Below are 16,256 nucleotides of genomic sequence, written 5' to 3'. Positions count from 1 at the left end.
CTTTTAGAAATGGCAATCCAGTGATAAGATGATCGTAAGGCATTGGCGGGCTCCTCTTGGATGGGTGGCTTGGCGGCTTCTATCTTATCAGAAGTCCGCCTTTGCCCCATCCTTTGAGGGAGAGCCAAAAAAGAGGCCTACGGGCCTCTTTTTTAATGGCCAAGACAACAAGATGTATGAGCGCCTGCGACGAAGTCCTGCGAAGCTCGCAGAGCGTAGCAGGAAGCAGGTTCACCAAACGCGAGATTAACGAGCGTTTGGCGCGAGACTTGGCAAGCCCTTGGGCGAAGCCAAGCGAGGCCGAAGGCCAAAAATAGGCAATAAGCCTATTTTTGCAAATCCTGTCGTCCCTTTTGTTTCCCTTTTTCCGTCTGGCGGGGTTTAACCCGCCGACCCGCGCCTCTTCTTTTTTGCACGCCGCAAGAGCGGCGTGACGAGGGCGCGGGCAAGGGACAGCATGAGGCTGGTGAGACACACCGCCTGCCCTTGCAAAATGATCGTCAGAGCATCCGTGAAAGAGGATTATTTTTAATCCTCACGTATAATGACCAACTCCGCGGAATGTCAATAAAAGACTTGACGGCGTCCCTAAAAGACGCTATCATGTCCATTGAGGACAATGTTTCAAACGTTTCGGAGGAACTATGGATATAAAATATGCTTTTTGGAACAATAAAGGTGGCACTGGAAAGACGAGTCTAGCCTTTCAAGCCATTAATCGATACGCGGAGAAACATCCTAAGAAAAGGATTCTTGCAGTAGACATTTGCCCTCAAGCAAATTTATCTGAACTCATGTTGGGCGGGTTAAATAATAATGGCAGCAATAAACTTTTGGGGCGGCATGGGTTGGTGCCTCGATGTAGCTTAGGCGGATATTTTCAACTCCGTTTGCCATCGCCATATACGCCGCCAAAGTTTAATGCGCACGATTTCATAACCAAACCGTGTGATTATAATTCTAGTATTCCGTTGAATATCGACTTAGTCTGCGGCGATCCGTTACTCGAGTTACAGGCAAATGCAGTCAATACATTGGCAAATAACAGCATTCCTGGCACAAACGCATGGATTGCCGTTATTGACTGGCTCAAGGACTTTTTTGACCAAGTGAAAGACGACTACGATACCGTCTTTCTTGATTGTAACCCGAGTTTTTCCTTGTATACGCAAATTGCACTAGCCAGTACGGACAGGATTGTCCTACCCGTTATGGCGGATGACTCATCTCGTCGAGCAATTCAAAATGCTTTTTCGCTTATCTATGGCCTAAAACTACCGTCCGAAATTTATGCGTCATATGCTTTCGCAACAAAATTAAAAGCTGGGGGACGGGCTCTCCCAAAAGTGCATCTGATTGCAAAGAACCGCATTACCCAATATATGGGACCGGCCTCTGCATACGCAGCAGTACTTGCTGCAATTCAAGCTGATATCCAAAATTTGTTAAAAATGGAGCCAGAAATTTTTACCTTCAAACAGACTAAGTTGGGATTCGTAGAAATTCGAGATTTCCAGACGACAGGGGTTGTTGCCTTTGCAAAAGGTCTTCCTTTTTCAAAGCTACAAACTGGGAAACAGACGATTAATGGACATCGAGTTCAAGTTATGCCCGAATATTTAAAAAACAGCCGCGACGCTGTCGAGGCGCTTGTGGCGTGTCTGTGATGCAACCGTGAGGGTGTGAATGAGGGCGGCGTCTCATAGCTGAGACCCTCCCTCTGATTTTGTCCACGGCAAGGGAATAATACGCCGCCATCTCATAGGTGCAGCCCTCACCCCTTACGCGTGCTGTTTGATCCACGCGACGTAATGGTCCATCCAGCCTTGAAGGAATTTTTTGCTACCCTCACCGATGTTGCCATCGGCATCGAACAGCGTATCCTCAACCTTCACATAGGCCTCTGGCTGGCTCATCGTCGGCACATCCAGATAGGCAAGGATAGAGCGCAGATGCTGCTGCGCCAGCGCCGTCCCAAGGACACCCACCGAAGCGCCCAATACGCCAGCGGGCTTTCCCGCCCACGCGCTTTGGCCATAGGGGCGTGAGGCATGATCAAGCGCGTTTTTCAACACGCCCGAAAGCGAACGGTTATACTCTGGCGTTAGAAAGAGGAGCCCCTTGGACGCCGCAATGGCGGCCTTCAACCGCTTGACAGACCCCGCCGGATGATCGTCGTCGTCCTGATTGTAAAGGGGCAGATCGCCAATCTCAGCCATCGTGAACGAAAACTCTGGCGGGGCGAGCCGGATAAGGGCCTGCGCCAGTTTGCGATTGTAGGAATCTTGGCGAAGACTGCCGACGATAACAGCGATTGGATAGTTGGCCATAAGCTACCTCCCTTCGATGATGAGACCTTCTTTAACGGCTGCTTTTTTGATGCTTTCTTGCAGCTTTTCAAAGGCGCGAACTTCCAACTGACGCACGCGCTCACGACTGATGCCGAACTTTTGCGACAAATCGTCGAGCGTCACGGGCGGATCGCTCATGCGGCGGGCAGCGATAATATCGCGCTCGCGCTCATTCAAATGCAGCATGGCCTGCGCCAAGAGCCTCTCGCGGTGCTGGCGCTCTTGCTCGACCCCTAGAAGATGTTCCTGACTGTCGGACTCATCCGCCAGCCAATCCATCCACTCGCCATCGCCATCCTCACCGCCCATAGAAATAGGCGCATTCAGCGACTGATCGCCGCCACCGCTCATGCGCCGGTTCATGGAGACGACATCGCCTTCGGGAACGGCGAGTTGCTGGGCGATATGCGTGACTTGCTCTGGCGACAACTCCCCATTGTCGATAGCGCGCATGTCGTTTTTCAGGCGGCGAAGATTGAAGAACAGCTTCTTTTGCGCGGCGGTCGTGCCGATTTTGACCAGCGACCACGAATGCAAAATATATTCCTGTATCGCGGCGCGGATCCACCACATCGCATAGGTGGCAAGGCGAAAGCCTCGGTCAGGATCAAAGCGCTTGACCGCCTGCATCATGCCGATGTTGCCTTCGGAAATCAGCTCAGACACCGGAAGGCCATAGCCGCGATAGCCCATGGCGATTTTGGCGACAAGGCGCAGATGGCTGGTCACCAGCTTATGCGCCGCGTCGATGTCGCCATGCTCACGCCATGCCTTGGCCAGCATGAACTCCTCATTCGGATCCAGCATAGGAAACTTGCGGATTTCCCGCAGGTAGAAGGAAAGATTTCCCTCTCCCTTAAGAACCGGCAAGCTGGATGAGGCGATGTTCACGAGTGGAGACCTGTTGTTAAAAAGCAATGAAGGAAATCATATTTCATCATCATGACAAAACTAAGACAAGACGCCCCGAAGGCTAAAGCCTGAAGGCCTTTATTTAGCGCTTTTTAGGCTTTTTAACAACGCCTTCATGTCCGAAGGCAAGGAAGCCTTGAACTTCAGCCGCTTACCGCTGCGGGGGTGGATGAACGTGATCTCGCCCGCGTGCAACGCCTGACGCGGAAAATCGTGCAAAAGCGCCACGATGCCACGATCCTTTTTCTCGCCCTCAATCTTCTTGCGCGTGCCATACAGGGGATCGCCCACCACAGGGTGATGAACCGAGGCCAAATGCACGCGAATCTGGTGCGTGCGCCCCGTCTCCAGCTTGCACGACAGTAAGGAAACGAAGGTAGAGAATATCTCTAGCGTTTCATAATGCGTCAGGGCTTCCTTTCCGCCATAGGGAACGACGGCCATCTTTTGCCGCGACCTTGGGTGGCGGCCAATCGCGCCTTCGATCTCGCCCTTCAACGGGTGCATAACGCCCCAAATGAGAGCCTGATAAACGCGGCTTAAGCTGCGATCCGAAAATTGCGCGGTTAGTTTTTGATGGGCAAAGTCGTTCTTGGCCACAACCATCAGGCCGCTGGTGTCCTTATCAAGGCGATGGACGATTCCGGGCCTCGCCACGCCGCCGATGCCACTCAGGCTGTTCCCACAATGCCCCAACAGCGCGTTGACGAGCGTGCCATCCCAATTGCCAGCGGCAGGATGCACCACAAGCCCCGCAGGCTTGTTGATGACCAGCATGTCCTCATCCTCAAACACAATGTCCAAGGGGATGGCCTCGGCCAGAGGCGTGGCGGCCACGGCGGTGGGAAGCGTGACCCTGTACCTATCGCCAGCCTGCGTGGGATGGTTGGGGTCAAGGACGGCCTTGCCGCCATCCGCCGACACAACGCAGCCCTCTTTGATCAAGGCCTGAACCCGCACACGGGACAGGCCAAGGCCCGCCGCAACCTCATGCGCGGCCAAAGCGGCGGCCAGAGACTTATCAAGGCGACCTGCTTCCGGCGTTTCGATGGATAGAGTTGGATTTTCGCTCATGACTTGAGTTATAGCGCGACTTGGCCTAGAATGACCAGCGTCAGGATTCGCACTTTTCGTAAGGAAAGGCCGTGCGGTTTTGGTCCTCTCGTTTTTTTGACTTAGAAAGGGATGTTCCCATGCGCCTTGCCCCCCTCCTCCTCACCGTCAGTTTGATGGCCACAGCGATCCCTGCGATGGCACTGGAAGTGAATGATTCATCACCGACGTTTGGCTCTTACGAATGCACACCTAGTTTTACCTGCCCCCCCCTTACAAGCACAGAGTCAAAAAAAATGGTCGAAGAAACGGCCCTTTCTATTGCCTCAACCTGCGTAACAAACCGCATGAGGCTTTCAAATCCAAGGGGCTTTTTTGAAACGAGCATGGGACTAGACAGCGGTCTTTGCTTGACGACCAAGAAGCTTCCTAGAAATGAAACCGGCCTGACCATGATCCCCAAATGCTGCGTCCAACCCATTAGCGGCGCTACGGGAACATGCCAAGTGGTTTGCACAAAGTACGGCGTTAAATAGAGTCTGAACATTTTATAAAAAAGGGCGGCCTATGGGCCGCCCTTTTTTTTCATCCCCCCCCCTTGTCATCCCCGCAAAGGCGGGAAATCCTGCACCGAGCCCCGTGTCAAGCACGGGGCAGGCTAGCGAGGCGTATAAGTCATGTGCGCGGCAGACGCCGCGCAGCTGGATCCCCGCTCTTCGCCTTGCTATCGCAAAGCTCGTCGAGGATGACGGTATTTTATGGAAACATTTGCCTTTAGCGTCATCCCCGCGAAGGCGGGGATCCAGCTGCGCGGTGTCTGTGGCGCGGATGAGTCTAAAAACAAAAGGATGTCGTTACCTTTGTTTTCTTTATGCGCCTCGTAGACACTCGGCGCTGGATCCCCGCCTTCGCGGGGATGACGAAAGGAGGAAAGCGCGGGGATGACAGAAGGGGCGCTGATCAGTTCATAGGCACGTTGGCCTTACTTACGCCCCACCTTTTTCTTAAGCAGAGCAACATCCGCCTTTAACGCCTCATTCTCCTGCTTTAGCTCTTTCACGGCGGCAACAAGCGGCCCGATCAACCCCATATAATCAACAGACTTGTATCCCGCATCATCCGTGGAAACGACCTCTGGAAAGACCTTTTCGACTTCCTGCGCGATAACACCATACTTCGTTTCTTTACCGCCATTCATCACAAAACTATAACCATTCAGTTCATTAAACTTGTCCAACGCATTTTTGATCGGTGCGATGTCATGCTTTTTTCGGCTGTCGGACGTATCATAAATAAACATGCCTGCGTACAAGCTGGATGCTTTTAAAAAACCATCAACATTAACACCGCCTATGATTGATACAGCATCCTTGCACGTAGCACTACCTGGCGCAAGCGGCCTGCAAGCATTTACTTCTAGGGCAGCGCTATTGGATGCATCGTCTGCGGCTGGTTTCTCTAAGTAAAGACGCCGTAAGTTATTTATTGTGCCTCCTACTGTCCCCGTTCCAACACCACCATACATAATTTTCCCACCCAGCGAGATATCGGTTTGGACGGTATTGTAATCACCGATGCCGCTCATATTCGCATCCCCATCCACAGGCAATCGTGCGAGCCAAGGGGCGTTAAGAGAGGCGTTCATGCCGACAAAGGTGCGCGAGGCGACTTGGCCAGCAGCGGTCGCCAACAGATAGGTGGTTGTTGGATTCGCAGACCAAGACCCATACGCACCACAGGCAAAATTAGCACCACAAACATTGGCAGCATACACAAACCCGCCATCGCCGCCGATCATGCTAGAGATGCGCCCGCCCGATGTATCGGGAATGGTGTCGCCATTAAACGTCTTGATCATAAAGGAGTAACTATCAGGTGGAGTTCCGGCAGGCTGGGCATCCTTTAAAACCTTCACTTGATATGTTTGATTGTACGAATTGGTTGTATCCACCCCCGTCCCAGCAGGAAGAAAATTAACAAAGGCACTGAAATTCGCTGCCGTCGCCCCAACAACGCTTCCATCAACAGCGCCATCAAGAGCAAGAGCAAATGTGGTATTCGCTGCCGCTTTTGAAAGAACAGAAGCTCCATCTGAACTCGCCAAATAACCACGTACGGCTTTGATTAGTTCTTTATGCTGATCCGCTGCGGCTTGATCGCGGAGCTGCGTGCTGCCACTGGACATCATGCGCCACAGGCCCGCGGTGAGAAGCGAGGTCACGGCCAGAACAATCGCCAGCTCAATCAGCGTAAAGCCCGCGCGTTTGCCTTTTCCGTTCAGTCTGCCAATACGCATCATGGTCGTCTCTCCTTCATGTCTTTGTTTGCGGGGTCACGCCCCTATCAACTTCCCAAAATCGAAATAATCCCTGCCGAACCGTCAAGCACAATCGGATCCATAGGATAACACACTTGCCGAGTAGTCCCCCCCGTCACAGAAAGTTCATTCGTCACCAACCAATGTCCATTTGTGCCATTACAAGATGTCGTCGCTACGCCGCCATAGGAAATCTTGGGAAAATCGGTGTTACGCATCTGCGCCAAAATCTGCTGCGCCGAATAGCCAAGCGTGTTCGTCGCTGGAGGTGGGGGCACATAGGTCACGACGTAACGCGTGCTACCTGATGTATAAACATAAGAGCGAAACAGAAAGCTTGGATTTGCCAACTGGTAGCCCGAAGGCAACACGGTTGAGTCAATTACATTTCCGCAGGCAGCGCCCCAGCCACCATTATATAAATAACAATCTGTAAGCGGAGAAGTCGTAGCACTCTTCGCCTTTTTGTACGCCGCACCATGCCAGACCAACATAATCTCGGCCACACCTTTTTGGTTTTCGGCCATGCGCGAGGTGCTCAGCACAAAAAGCTGGGTGTAAAGGCCCATCACCGACATCAACAGAAAAACATAAACGAACAGATACATAAAGCGCCTTTACTCCTTTTGGCGTCGTCCCCCCTTTTTTTTCAAAGGAACAACGCGCCTTCCCTAGTCTGCAGCCTATCTCCGATAAAGTGATCATGAAAAAAGAAAAACAAACTGGATGCCCGTTTTCACGGGCATGACGGGGTTTATGTTTAAATTAGCCCCTCTACCGTCATCCCCGCGAAAGCGGGGATCCCGTTTTTTAAATCATTTTATCTGACTTAAGCTATATCCAGAATAGCAAGAAAGGATTAAAAAACCTTAATTTATCGCGCTGTAGCCCTCTTTTTACAAAAGAAAGGTCAATGACAGCAGGATATGTTCATCACGGCCGCAGCCACTGGCGATGGCCTCTGCCCCCAATTGAGGCGCAACGCCCTTTTGTTGGGACTCCTCATAAACCAAACGCCACGCCGCGTTAGGGTCTTGCTCTCGCGCATCCACGCGGCGAATGCCAAAGGGAGCCATGTTCTTGGCATAAATATCCAATAGGTGACGGCAAGCATGGGGCGATACCTCCATCTCTAGCCGAAAGGCTTTCGCGGAAGGATAAAAAAAAGCCCCAACATCATAGCCCCAAGGATTTTTAAAACCGCGTTCTCCGCTTTTGCCCAAGAAATTGGGGCTCGTCGTCTTGACATCGGCGATATCAAGCTCGGCAAGACGTTCTAGCAGCGTTTGAACGGCTTGCTCTGGTGAAGCGCCCTCTACGACGCGCATCTCGCGCGCGACGTCCACAACGCGGATAAGCTGGTTAAACGCGCGACCAAGATTATAGTTTTCATACACGGCGCTAAGGGAAAACCATAGGCTTGCACACGCCACAACGATAACAACGGGCGCAGCCAGATAAAACTCTCCACTGATCAACCAACGACGTTTCATTAAGCCTCTTGTATAACCTCTCTTGTCATCCCCGCGAAAGCGGGGATCCCGTTTGTTTTAGTTTTCGATCCGCTAACGTCATCTTTGCTTATTTCTCTTTGCAAAAAAAAAGAAAACGGGATTCCCACTTTGCCCTTTCGCCCGCCGCAAGAGCGGCGGGACGAGGGCGCGGGAATGACGGTGTTTTCTTATACGTTAAGAAAGCGCTTTATTCTCTCTCTGGCAACAATAATCATCACCCTATCAAACGCGCCTTACGACTTTGTTAACTGCCAAAGCCCACGGCGCATAAAAAAAAGCGGGGGAACTAGCCCCCCGCTTTTCTTCGTTTCTTACACTTGACACGTTAGCTTATGACTTCAACTTGAATTTGAAAGACAAGTCGCTTGTTGCCAAAGCACCGCATGTGGTTACAGCCAGCGTAACCGAAATGGGGAACGCTGTGATTGTCGGTAGTGCAGCACCAGCAGCACTTAACCCACCATCACGCCCAGAACCGGTATTGCGCGTCAGCAAATCGGCACAGGCTTGAGGAGGAATAGCCTTATATGTGATGATAAAGGAGTCATCTGTCACATCCGTCGTGGCATGTGCGATTTCGACATCCCCACCCCAAACACTGCGTACTTTCGTTGGATTTGTTGGGTTATCAAGCATATCCTTGGGTATGCCCCCAGCCTTAGCAATCTGCAGAGAGCCAGTCGCCATTCCAGTTAAGCCCGCATCAACAGTGTTTTGCGTAGCATGAAGTGAACGCACAGATTGAACCATTTGCAGCAACTGGTTCGACGTCGTCGAAGTACGCAAATTTGTGTACACAGCCGCCGCTGCGACCCAGATCGCACCCAAGATCAAACCGACGATGCCAAGAACGATCGCGGCTTCGGTTAAGGTAAAGCCGCGCATTGAGCGGGGCATAAGTTTTTTAACAAGCATTGAAATTCTCCCTTTTTCGGTTCGGTTGGATCTTCTTCGGGCAACGCCTAAGAGATAACCCTAGAAAAACTTAGGCCAATTTATACCGAAAGAACCTTAACACAGTGTTAAAGCCACTTTTTACGCCAAAAGAACCACAGGGGGATCGCGGCGGAAAGGAGCATGAGCAACAAAGCGAACGGATAGCCCCAAGCCCAGCTCAATTCTGGCAACACATGGAAATTCATACCATAAATGCTGGCGATCAGGGTCGGCGGCAAGAAAACCACGGCGGCAACAGAAAACATCTTGATGATATTATTTTGCTCCAGATTGATCAACCCCATCGTCGCATCCAGCATAAAGCTGACCTTGGCGGAAAGGAAGCGCGCATGCTCATCAATGGAGTTGGCGTCCTGCATCAGGGTCTTCATGCGGTCTTTCGAATCCTTATTGATATCGGATTGCGCCGCAAGAAAGAGCAAAAGCCGCGTCAAGTTCATCAAGCTGCCCTTGGCCTTGGTCGCCAGATCACCGACATGACCGATGCGATCAATCGCTTCTTTAAAATCCGTATGATTTTGGGCGGCGCGGTTGGAGCGGAAGATGGTACGCGACAGCCCTTCAATATCCGTCGTGGCACTTTCCAAGATATCGGCAAGGTTATCGGAAACCTGTTCCAAAAGGCCAAGCAGCGCTTGCTCCCCCGAAGGAACCAAAACGGGATGCTTCTTGATTTTCTGGATAAACTGGCTAAACGGCACAGGATCGACGTAGCGCACTGTCAGCAAACGATTGCGAACAAGGATAAACGTCACCGAAGCGGCCTCTGGCTCATCGCTCGTCGGCTTATTCAAAATCGCCATCGTCATGACGAGGGCGCCTTCATCGACATAAAGGCGGCTGGATGTTTCAATTTCCTGCATTTCATCGCGCGTTGGCACTTCAATCGACAAGAGATGCTCGACGGTTTTTTCTTCGTCGCGTGTAGGGGAATACAGATCAACCCAAAGGGTATCGGCGGGGAGCGTCTCTAAAACGCCCTCAACACTCACTTGAGCTAACCGACCGTGATCAAGGTGAAAAAGTGTAATCATGGCAAGACCGTCTCACAAAAACAGGGAAAGCGCCGACGAGTCAGAAAAAAACCTCGGCAAAGCCGAGGTGTACACCCGATGGACCATAAAGTCCATCCAGCAGCCGTCTGGCTTATGCCAGAAGGCTGCTGGATTGAGGCTCCAACACTAAAAAAAATCGCTTATACGACTTACAAGCTTTCTTGAACCGTTGTGAAAACCGCCTCCAATCTGGGGCCGAGGGTTAGCAAAACGCCAACAATCGCAACAGCAATCAACGAAGCAATCAGGCCATATTCAATAGCCGTTGCGCCTTCTTCTTGTTTCAGGAAACGAGTGAACATCAGGTCTCTCCTTAAAAAGTTATCTGTTGGAACCACGTTCCAGTTAGGTACTGACTATAACCGAACCCCTTTAACAAAATATGAACAAGCACCCTTTTTCTTACAAAATCATCAAAAAACGAATAAGAACCAATCAGTTATACCTCCTTCCGATCCAAGTCGTAAATGTCCTTTCTCAATTTTACAATGGTGGTTCGCGCCTGATCCATCTCAAACCCAAGCGTTTGCAGGACATAATAGATGAGGCCAAAGGCAATTTCTCTCTCCCCCATCACGGCAAACCCAACGCCCAGTTTGGTCATGGCGCGAGCCTCCTCATCCGAGTGCGTGCGAACAACAATGGGGATGGACGGATAGTTTTTCCGCGCAACCTTGACAATCTGCTTGGCCAAATAGGGATCGGGAAGAGCCACAATAATGATCTTGGCGTGGTCGGGGCGCGCCGCGGCCAACACCGCCTCGCGCGAGGCATCGCCATAGATGACTTGCTTGCCTTCCGTACGCAGCCGCACCGCCAAAGCCCGATCCGATTCAACAGCGATATAATGCAGCCCCTGTTCGCTCAACGCGCTGGCGACAATACGCCCGACGCGGCCATACCCGATGAGAATCGTATGATCGTGCAAGCCGTCAACTTCCGGTAGGCTTATTTCAGAGCGTGTGGACTGCCAACGAATAACCCAAGGTTGCCCAACAGCCCACCGCGCCAAACGCATGGAGAGAGACAGGATCAAGGGGTTAATCATGATGGAGAGCAACGCAACGGCGACGATTAAGTCCCTCTCGGCCGCGCCATAAAAACCGTTTTTGTGGCCAAGCTCGCTTAGGACAAACGAAAACTCGCCGATCTGGGCAAACGTAGCGCCCACCAGCGCCGCCGCCTGCAAGGGTATGCGCATCGCGATAAGCAGGCCAAAGGTCAAAAACCCCGTACCAAGGATAATGATGACCAGAAAGGCCAGAATCTCTAACGACATGTTCGTCACGCTGCGAGGATCAAACAGCATGCCGACAGAAACGAAGAACAGGATTGTAAACACCTGTTGCATCGAAAGAGCTTCAGACGCCGCATGGTGATGAAGGTCGCTCTCGCCGATCACAACGCCCGCGAAGAACGCGCCGAGCGCCAGAGAAACGCCAAAAATAAGAGCCGAACCATACGCGATGCCCAGCGCCACCACGATCACGCAAAGCGTAAACAACTCGCGCGATCCTACCCGCGCCACATAGCCAAGGAGCCAAGGGATCGCACGCCGCCCCCCCACCACCATAACGGCCACAAAGCCCGCAACTTGCAAAAGCGTTTTTCCCAAGGAGACAAACACCTCCATAGGATGCACGTCCGTCATGCTTCCCAAAACGGGAAACAACACAAGGCCAACAATGACAATAAGATCCTGAACAACGAGCCAGCCCAGCGCGATGCGCCCCACAAGGGTGGTGAGTTGCTGCCGCTCATCCAAAACGCGCGTTGAAACGGCAGTGCTGGCAATCGCCAAAGAAAGGCCGATCACGATCGACGCGCCAACGGACGTGTGGACAATCCAATACGCCGCCACCGAGCCAATGATGGTTGTCGAAACCACCTGAATGATTGCACCCGGCACAACAATGCGACGCACCATCAAGAGGTCTTTAAAGGAAAAGTGAAGGCCGATGTTAAAAAGGAGAAGAGCCACACCAACCTCGGCCAGCTCGTTCGCCATCTCTTGATTGGCCATGAGGCTAGGCTTGAAAAAACCTATGGCAACGCCCGCCAGAAGGTAGCCAAGAAGTGGGGGAAGTTTTAAAGAACGCGCCGCCAGCCCACCGGCAAAGGCCGCGACAAGACTGATTACGAAAGTCGATAAAAAACCGAATTCATGAATGGGCATAGCGTAAGGGGGGCTAAAGGAAATACAACGACAGTCGCCTGACAAGGAGGCGACCGCTACCAGCGCATCATGGCCAAAAAGGGTTTAACTAAGGGTTAATCTTTTCGCATCAGAGGGGACAGAGAAGCCCTATAACCGCTTCAAAAAAACATAAAAACAGAATTGTTTGTTATCAATGCGTTAGCAAAAAACAGGCCTCTGTGATCGTCGGGAGCGTATATTCACCCGCTTTTTTTCTAAAAAAACGATCACAGCGCCAATTAACCAAAAAACCTACCCGATGTTGTGGTCGTAAGAGTCAAAAAATCACAACCCTTAGTGGGTCGAAAATGAACTTCGCCAAAATCCAAAATCGGCGAAGGTTTGTGAAAATAGAGGGCGATTAGAACAATTTTGACAAGCGGGGATCAATCTTCCCCTTATTCCGTCACTCCCGCGAAAGCGGGAGTCCCGTTTTCTTTTTAAAACAAACGGGATGCCCGCTTTCGCGGGCATGACGAGATTTGTTAAGGAGGCTCCCTCTAACCGGATTATGTTTTAATCGTCCTGCCCGCCATCGCCACCATTCAGACGATCACGCAATTGCTTGCCCGTCTTAAAGAAGGGGACGAACTTTTCATCCACGGCAACGGGTTCGCCCGTGCGAGGATTGCGCCCCTGCCGCGCTTCACGCTGCTTGACGGAAAACGCGCCAAAGCCACGAAGCTCAACACGATTGCCACGCGCTAGCGCGTTGGTAATCTCGTCAAACACAGTGCCAACAATGCGTTCGATGTCCCGTTGAAGGAGATGCGGATACATCTCGGCCAGACGTAAAATGAGATCAGATTTTGTCATCGCTTTGAATCCCCACGAGACGTTGATAGATGAGTCGTTGACTAAAGTTGCCAAAGTGATGGCAATAAGTCAAGCAAGGTTTATCTTAAGCCTTTGGGGCAAAATCTTTTTTCTGACCTTTTCCTTCTTTTTAAAAATATCCGCCTTTAAAAAGCCCTTTCACCTTGACAAAAGAATAATACTGTAATAGTATGCTATTACAGTATGCCACATGATCACCGGAGATATTATAATGCCAAGCGAGAGAATCCGCATCGCCCTTCAAAAGTCGGGCCGCATGGCCGATGACAGCCTCGCCCTCCTTAAGGCCTGCGGCTTGCACATCGCCAAGAGCCGTGAGCAGCTTCTCTGCCGCGTTAAAGAACTGCCGATTGATCTTCTTCTGGTGCGCGATGACGACATCCCCCGCTTTGTCAGCAACGGCATTTGCGATCTGGGCATCGTCGGCGAGAATGTGTTTATGGAGGAACAGTTATCCGCCCAACCTCTTAGCGCAAGCATCGTTGAGCGCCTTGGTTTTTCGCGCTGCCGCCTGTCCATTGCCGTGCCCGATGGGGGAGCCCTTCGCTCTGCCGCCGACCTTGATAAAAAAACAATTGCGACAACCTACCCGTCCCTGTTCGCTCGCTTTGCCCAAGAGAACAACATCCAAGTTAATATCCTTGAAATGACGGGTTCGGTCGAAGTCGCGCCCCGCCTAAAAATAGCAGACGCGATTTGCGATATCGTCGCCTCGGGCGCAACGCTGGCCGCCAACAACCTGACGGAAATGCAAACTATCCTTTCCAGCGAGGCACTGCTTATCCGCTCGGCAGGGACGCTTTCTGCCGCAAAAGAGGCCATCGTGACACGCCTTTTGGCACGCATGCGCGGCGTGATTGACGCGGACGACAGTAAGTACATCATGCTGCACGCGCCCCAAGAGAATCTGGACAAAATCATCGCCTTGCTTCCGGGATCGGAATCGCCGACCATCCTGCCTTTGCAAGGGAGTGAAGGCAAACTGGCCGTCCATGCCGTGTGCCGCGAGACGGTGTTTTGGGAAACGATGGAAAGCCTGAAAGCCGCTGGCGCTTCATCCATCCTTGTTCTGCCAATCGAAAAAATGATGGGATAAACCATGGCCACGAAACTGAACTGGAACACATTAAACGAAGCCGAAAAAATGGCGGCTCTATCACGCAGCGCTGGCGAAAAGAAAGACATTACGGACTACGTGAAAGCCATTGTCAAAGAGGTGCGCGAGGAAGGCGACAAAGCCGTCGCAAAATACGCCACCCAATTCGACAACTATACAGGGCCCCTCGCGCCCCTTCCTCTCGCGTCATTAAAACAGGCAGCGGACGATTTGCCCCCTGCCCTTCGCGCTGCGCTAGAGCAAGCCATCGCGAACATCACGGCCTTTCACGCCGCGCAAAAGCCTGCGCCGTTGAAAGTCGAAACCATGACGGGCGTGCAATGTGAAATGGTTTGGCGGCCTATCGAAAAGGTCGGCCTTTACGTTCCGGCAGGCACAGCGCCTCTCTTCTCCGCCGTGCTGATGCTGGCCATTCCCGCCGCTTTGGCGGGATGTAAGCGGCGCATCCTTTGCACGCCGCCACGCAAGGATGGCACGATAGACCCCTCTAGCCGCCCCGCCCCATCGCGCTTTTTTCTCAAGCTCCGTATACACCATGTGAAAATGCATAGTTAAGGCACGTATTTTACTCAGCAAATTAATATCCAGCTTGATGCCGCCTGAACTGCTTGCCATGCCAATGCCGGCTAATTCGCCATTCGCCCCATATATTGGCAATGCAGCTCCGTCGAGCAGGCATGCGTCTTTAGCCTCATTCATTATTTGGTGTTGTATCGGTGCGAGATTTTGTGTTGACGTCAACCAATCCCATGTAAAGGGTTTTGTTGTCGCAAAACAAAAACGAGGAACTGGATCTTTCTTTTCATAACTATTGTCAAGGTAGTAAGCCATCCAATCAGGGGGATAGTTTCTAGCGACTCCATGCCCTGCTTTAAGTCCAAGAGAGGGATGATCTGTAATCAAGCTATAGCAAAATCGATCATAGCCAAGTTGCCTCAAAGCTTCACCAAAAACACGAACGGCCTCCTCTGACGTTTTCGCAGCGTTCGTGTCCTCAATAAAGCGACCGATATCAATCATCTGGCGACCTTGTCGTTAGTGCTTGGGTTTTTTGGTTGTCAATCTGTTTCTTAATAAGATTAATAAGGGCCGTTTTTGTTTGCTGACTATGTAAAGAATTAAAAAGATAAATTAATTCCAAAGCTGTTTTATCAACGTCCTTGGGGATATCATTTTTTGATGCCGCAAGACCAAGGCTATGGAAAAAATCTTTAATAGGAACGTCCAGATATTTTGCCACGGCGAACAGACGCGCTCCGCTTATTTTGTTCTCCCCCTTTTCATATTTTTGGATTTGCTGAAAAGAAACACCAATTGCTTTGCCAAGATTCTGTTGCGAAATACTGCAGGACATTCGCATAAACCTTAGATTTTTCCCTAGGATAATGTCGATGCTATCGGGTAGGATTGCTTCAATAGTTGAGACCTTCATTTCTTCTTTCCCTGACAAACTCAACTAATAGAGTACACCCGATGATAAAAATCAACATGGACAGAAATTGCAAGAGTTATAAGATAATTCTGCACACCATTGAATGCGATCTAGCCCTCGGCTTATCTGCAAATGATAATTTCTTGTTATTATTTAAGGCAAAAGCGATATCTTCTGACGAAGATATACCAACAGGATTAATTAGTTATTATTAGGTGCTGGGCACAAAACGATGAGACAGTCTGTAGCCGAGCCTGACGGCCAGTTTTCTGACAAGCGATCGGCATGCTTCCGGATCAACAAAAACAATCCCAAATGATGTCGCAGCTTTTTGCTGCTGTTGCGGGCGGCACGTTCAACAAGCTCGACAGGCTTCATGGTCGGATGGCCACCGCCGAAGGCCTCACCGCCCACGCTGGCGCGGTGAAGGTGCGGATGGGGGCATAAAAAAAGGAAGCCGCTTGCGCGGCTTCCTTCCTAAACGCTAATCTCTGAACACTTACTTCGGCGCGAT

17 protein-coding genes are annotated in these 16,256 nt (G+C 51.3%); 5 read left to right on the top strand and 12 right to left on the bottom strand.

The window, feature by feature from the left end:
• The first annotated feature begins 644 nt into the window (after positions 1-644).
• Positions 645-1,667 (top strand): AAA family ATPase, encoded by a 1,023-nt coding sequence (locus WC612_08770; GenBank protein MFA6280856.1) that lies wholly within the window; start codon positions 645-647, stop codon positions 1,665-1,667.
• Positions 1,668-1,781: 114 nt separating this feature from the next.
• Here WC612_08770 and WC612_08765 read toward each other — a convergent pair whose 3' ends face one another.
• The 3 genes from WC612_08765 to WC612_08755 form a co-directional block, all read right to left on the bottom strand.
• Entirely contained in the window at positions 1,782-2,330 is a 549-nt protein-coding gene (locus WC612_08765) for an NAD(P)H-dependent oxidoreductase (GenBank protein MFA6280855.1), read from the bottom strand.
• Between the two features lie 3 nt (positions 2,331-2,333).
• A complete protein-coding gene (gene rpoH, locus WC612_08760) occupies positions 2,334-3,242 on the bottom strand; it encodes an RNA polymerase sigma factor RpoH (GenBank protein MFA6280854.1) in 909 nt (302 codons plus the stop codon).
• Positions 3,243-3,341: 99 nt separating this feature from the next.
• Positions 3,342-4,337, bottom strand: a complete 996-nt coding sequence (locus WC612_08755; protein ID MFA6280853.1) for an RluA family pseudouridine synthase — start codon at positions 4,335-4,337, stop codon at positions 3,342-3,344.
• Between the two features lie 119 nt (positions 4,338-4,456).
• On the opposite strand from WC612_08755, the gene WC612_08750 reads away from it, so the two are divergent.
• Positions 4,457-4,852: a hypothetical protein gene (locus tag WC612_08750; protein ID MFA6280852.1), complete on the top strand. Its 396-nt coding sequence runs from the start codon at positions 4,457-4,459 to the stop codon at positions 4,850-4,852.
• A 446-nt stretch (positions 4,853-5,298) separates the two neighbouring features.
• Here the strand turns inward: WC612_08750 and WC612_08745 are convergent, their stop codons facing one another.
• The 8 genes from WC612_08745 to ihfB all read right to left on the bottom strand — a co-directional run bounded on the left by WC612_08745 (position 5,299) and on the right by ihfB (position 13,172).
• The gene (locus tag WC612_08745) at positions 5,299-6,615 is read right to left on the bottom strand and encodes a tail fiber domain-containing protein (GenBank protein ID MFA6280851.1); all 1,317 of its coding nucleotides are present in this window, start codon (positions 6,613-6,615) and stop codon (positions 5,299-5,301) included.
• A 44-nt stretch (positions 6,616-6,659) separates the two neighbouring features.
• Complete coding sequence (locus WC612_08740; protein MFA6280850.1) at positions 6,660-7,241, bottom strand: hypothetical protein; 582 nt, start codon at positions 7,239-7,241, stop codon at positions 6,660-6,662.
• A gap of 288 nt (positions 7,242-7,529) precedes the next feature.
• Positions 7,530-8,126, bottom strand: a complete 597-nt coding sequence (locus WC612_08735) for a hypothetical protein (protein MFA6280849.1) — start codon at positions 8,124-8,126, stop codon at positions 7,530-7,532.
• Positions 8,127-8,477: 351 nt separating this feature from the next.
• A complete protein-coding gene (locus tag WC612_08730) occupies positions 8,478-9,062 on the bottom strand; it encodes a type 4 pilus major pilin (GenBank protein ID MFA6280848.1) in 585 nt (194 codons plus the stop codon).
• Between the two features lie 107 nt (positions 9,063-9,169).
• Positions 9,170-10,138 (bottom strand): magnesium transporter CorA family protein, encoded by a 969-nt coding sequence (locus WC612_08725; GenBank protein MFA6280847.1) that lies wholly within the window; start codon positions 10,136-10,138, stop codon positions 9,170-9,172.
• Positions 10,139-10,308: 170 nt separating this feature from the next.
• Positions 10,309-10,461 (bottom strand): Flp family type IVb pilin, encoded by a 153-nt coding sequence (locus WC612_08720; GenBank protein MFA6280846.1) that lies wholly within the window; start codon positions 10,459-10,461, stop codon positions 10,309-10,311.
• A gap of 137 nt (positions 10,462-10,598) precedes the next feature.
• A complete protein-coding gene (locus WC612_08715) occupies positions 10,599-12,335 on the bottom strand; it encodes a cation:proton antiporter (protein ID MFA6280845.1) in 1,737 nt (578 codons plus the stop codon).
• Positions 12,336-12,872: 537 nt separating this feature from the next.
• The gene (gene ihfB / locus WC612_08710) at positions 12,873-13,172 is read right to left on the bottom strand and encodes an integration host factor subunit beta (protein ID MFA6280844.1); all 300 of its coding nucleotides are present in this window, start codon (positions 13,170-13,172) and stop codon (positions 12,873-12,875) included.
• A 232-nt stretch (positions 13,173-13,404) separates the two neighbouring features.
• Here ihfB and hisG point away from each other — a divergent pair, with 232 nt between their 5' ends.
• Together hisG and WC612_08700 are read left to right on the top strand one after the other, a co-directional pair.
• Positions 13,405-14,289: an ATP phosphoribosyltransferase gene (gene hisG / locus WC612_08705; protein ID MFA6280843.1), complete on the top strand. Its 885-nt coding sequence runs from the start codon at positions 13,405-13,407 to the stop codon at positions 14,287-14,289.
• A 3-nt stretch (positions 14,290-14,292) separates the two neighbouring features.
• Positions 14,293-14,865, top strand: coding sequence for a histidinol dehydrogenase (locus WC612_08700; GenBank protein MFA6280842.1), 573 nt, complete (start codon positions 14,293-14,295; stop codon positions 14,863-14,865).
• Between the two features lie 457 nt (positions 14,866-15,322).
• Here WC612_08700 and WC612_08695 read toward each other — a convergent pair whose 3' ends face one another.
• Positions 15,323-15,742: a helix-turn-helix transcriptional regulator gene (locus WC612_08695; protein ID MFA6280841.1), complete on the bottom strand. Its 420-nt coding sequence runs from the start codon at positions 15,740-15,742 to the stop codon at positions 15,323-15,325.
• 285 nt (positions 15,743-16,027) lie between these two features.
• On the opposite strand from WC612_08695, the gene WC612_08690 reads away from it, so the two are divergent.
• Entirely contained in the window at positions 16,028-16,189 is a 162-nt protein-coding gene (locus WC612_08690) for a hypothetical protein (protein MFA6280840.1), read from the top strand.
• Positions 16,190-16,256: the final 67 nt, after the last annotated feature.

It is taken from the genome of Bdellovibrionales bacterium (assembly GCA_041662785.1).
GTDB lineage: Bacteria > Pseudomonadota > Alphaproteobacteria > UBA9219 > UBA9219 > UBA8914.
This window is presented reverse-complemented; position numbering and strand designations above follow the sequence as displayed.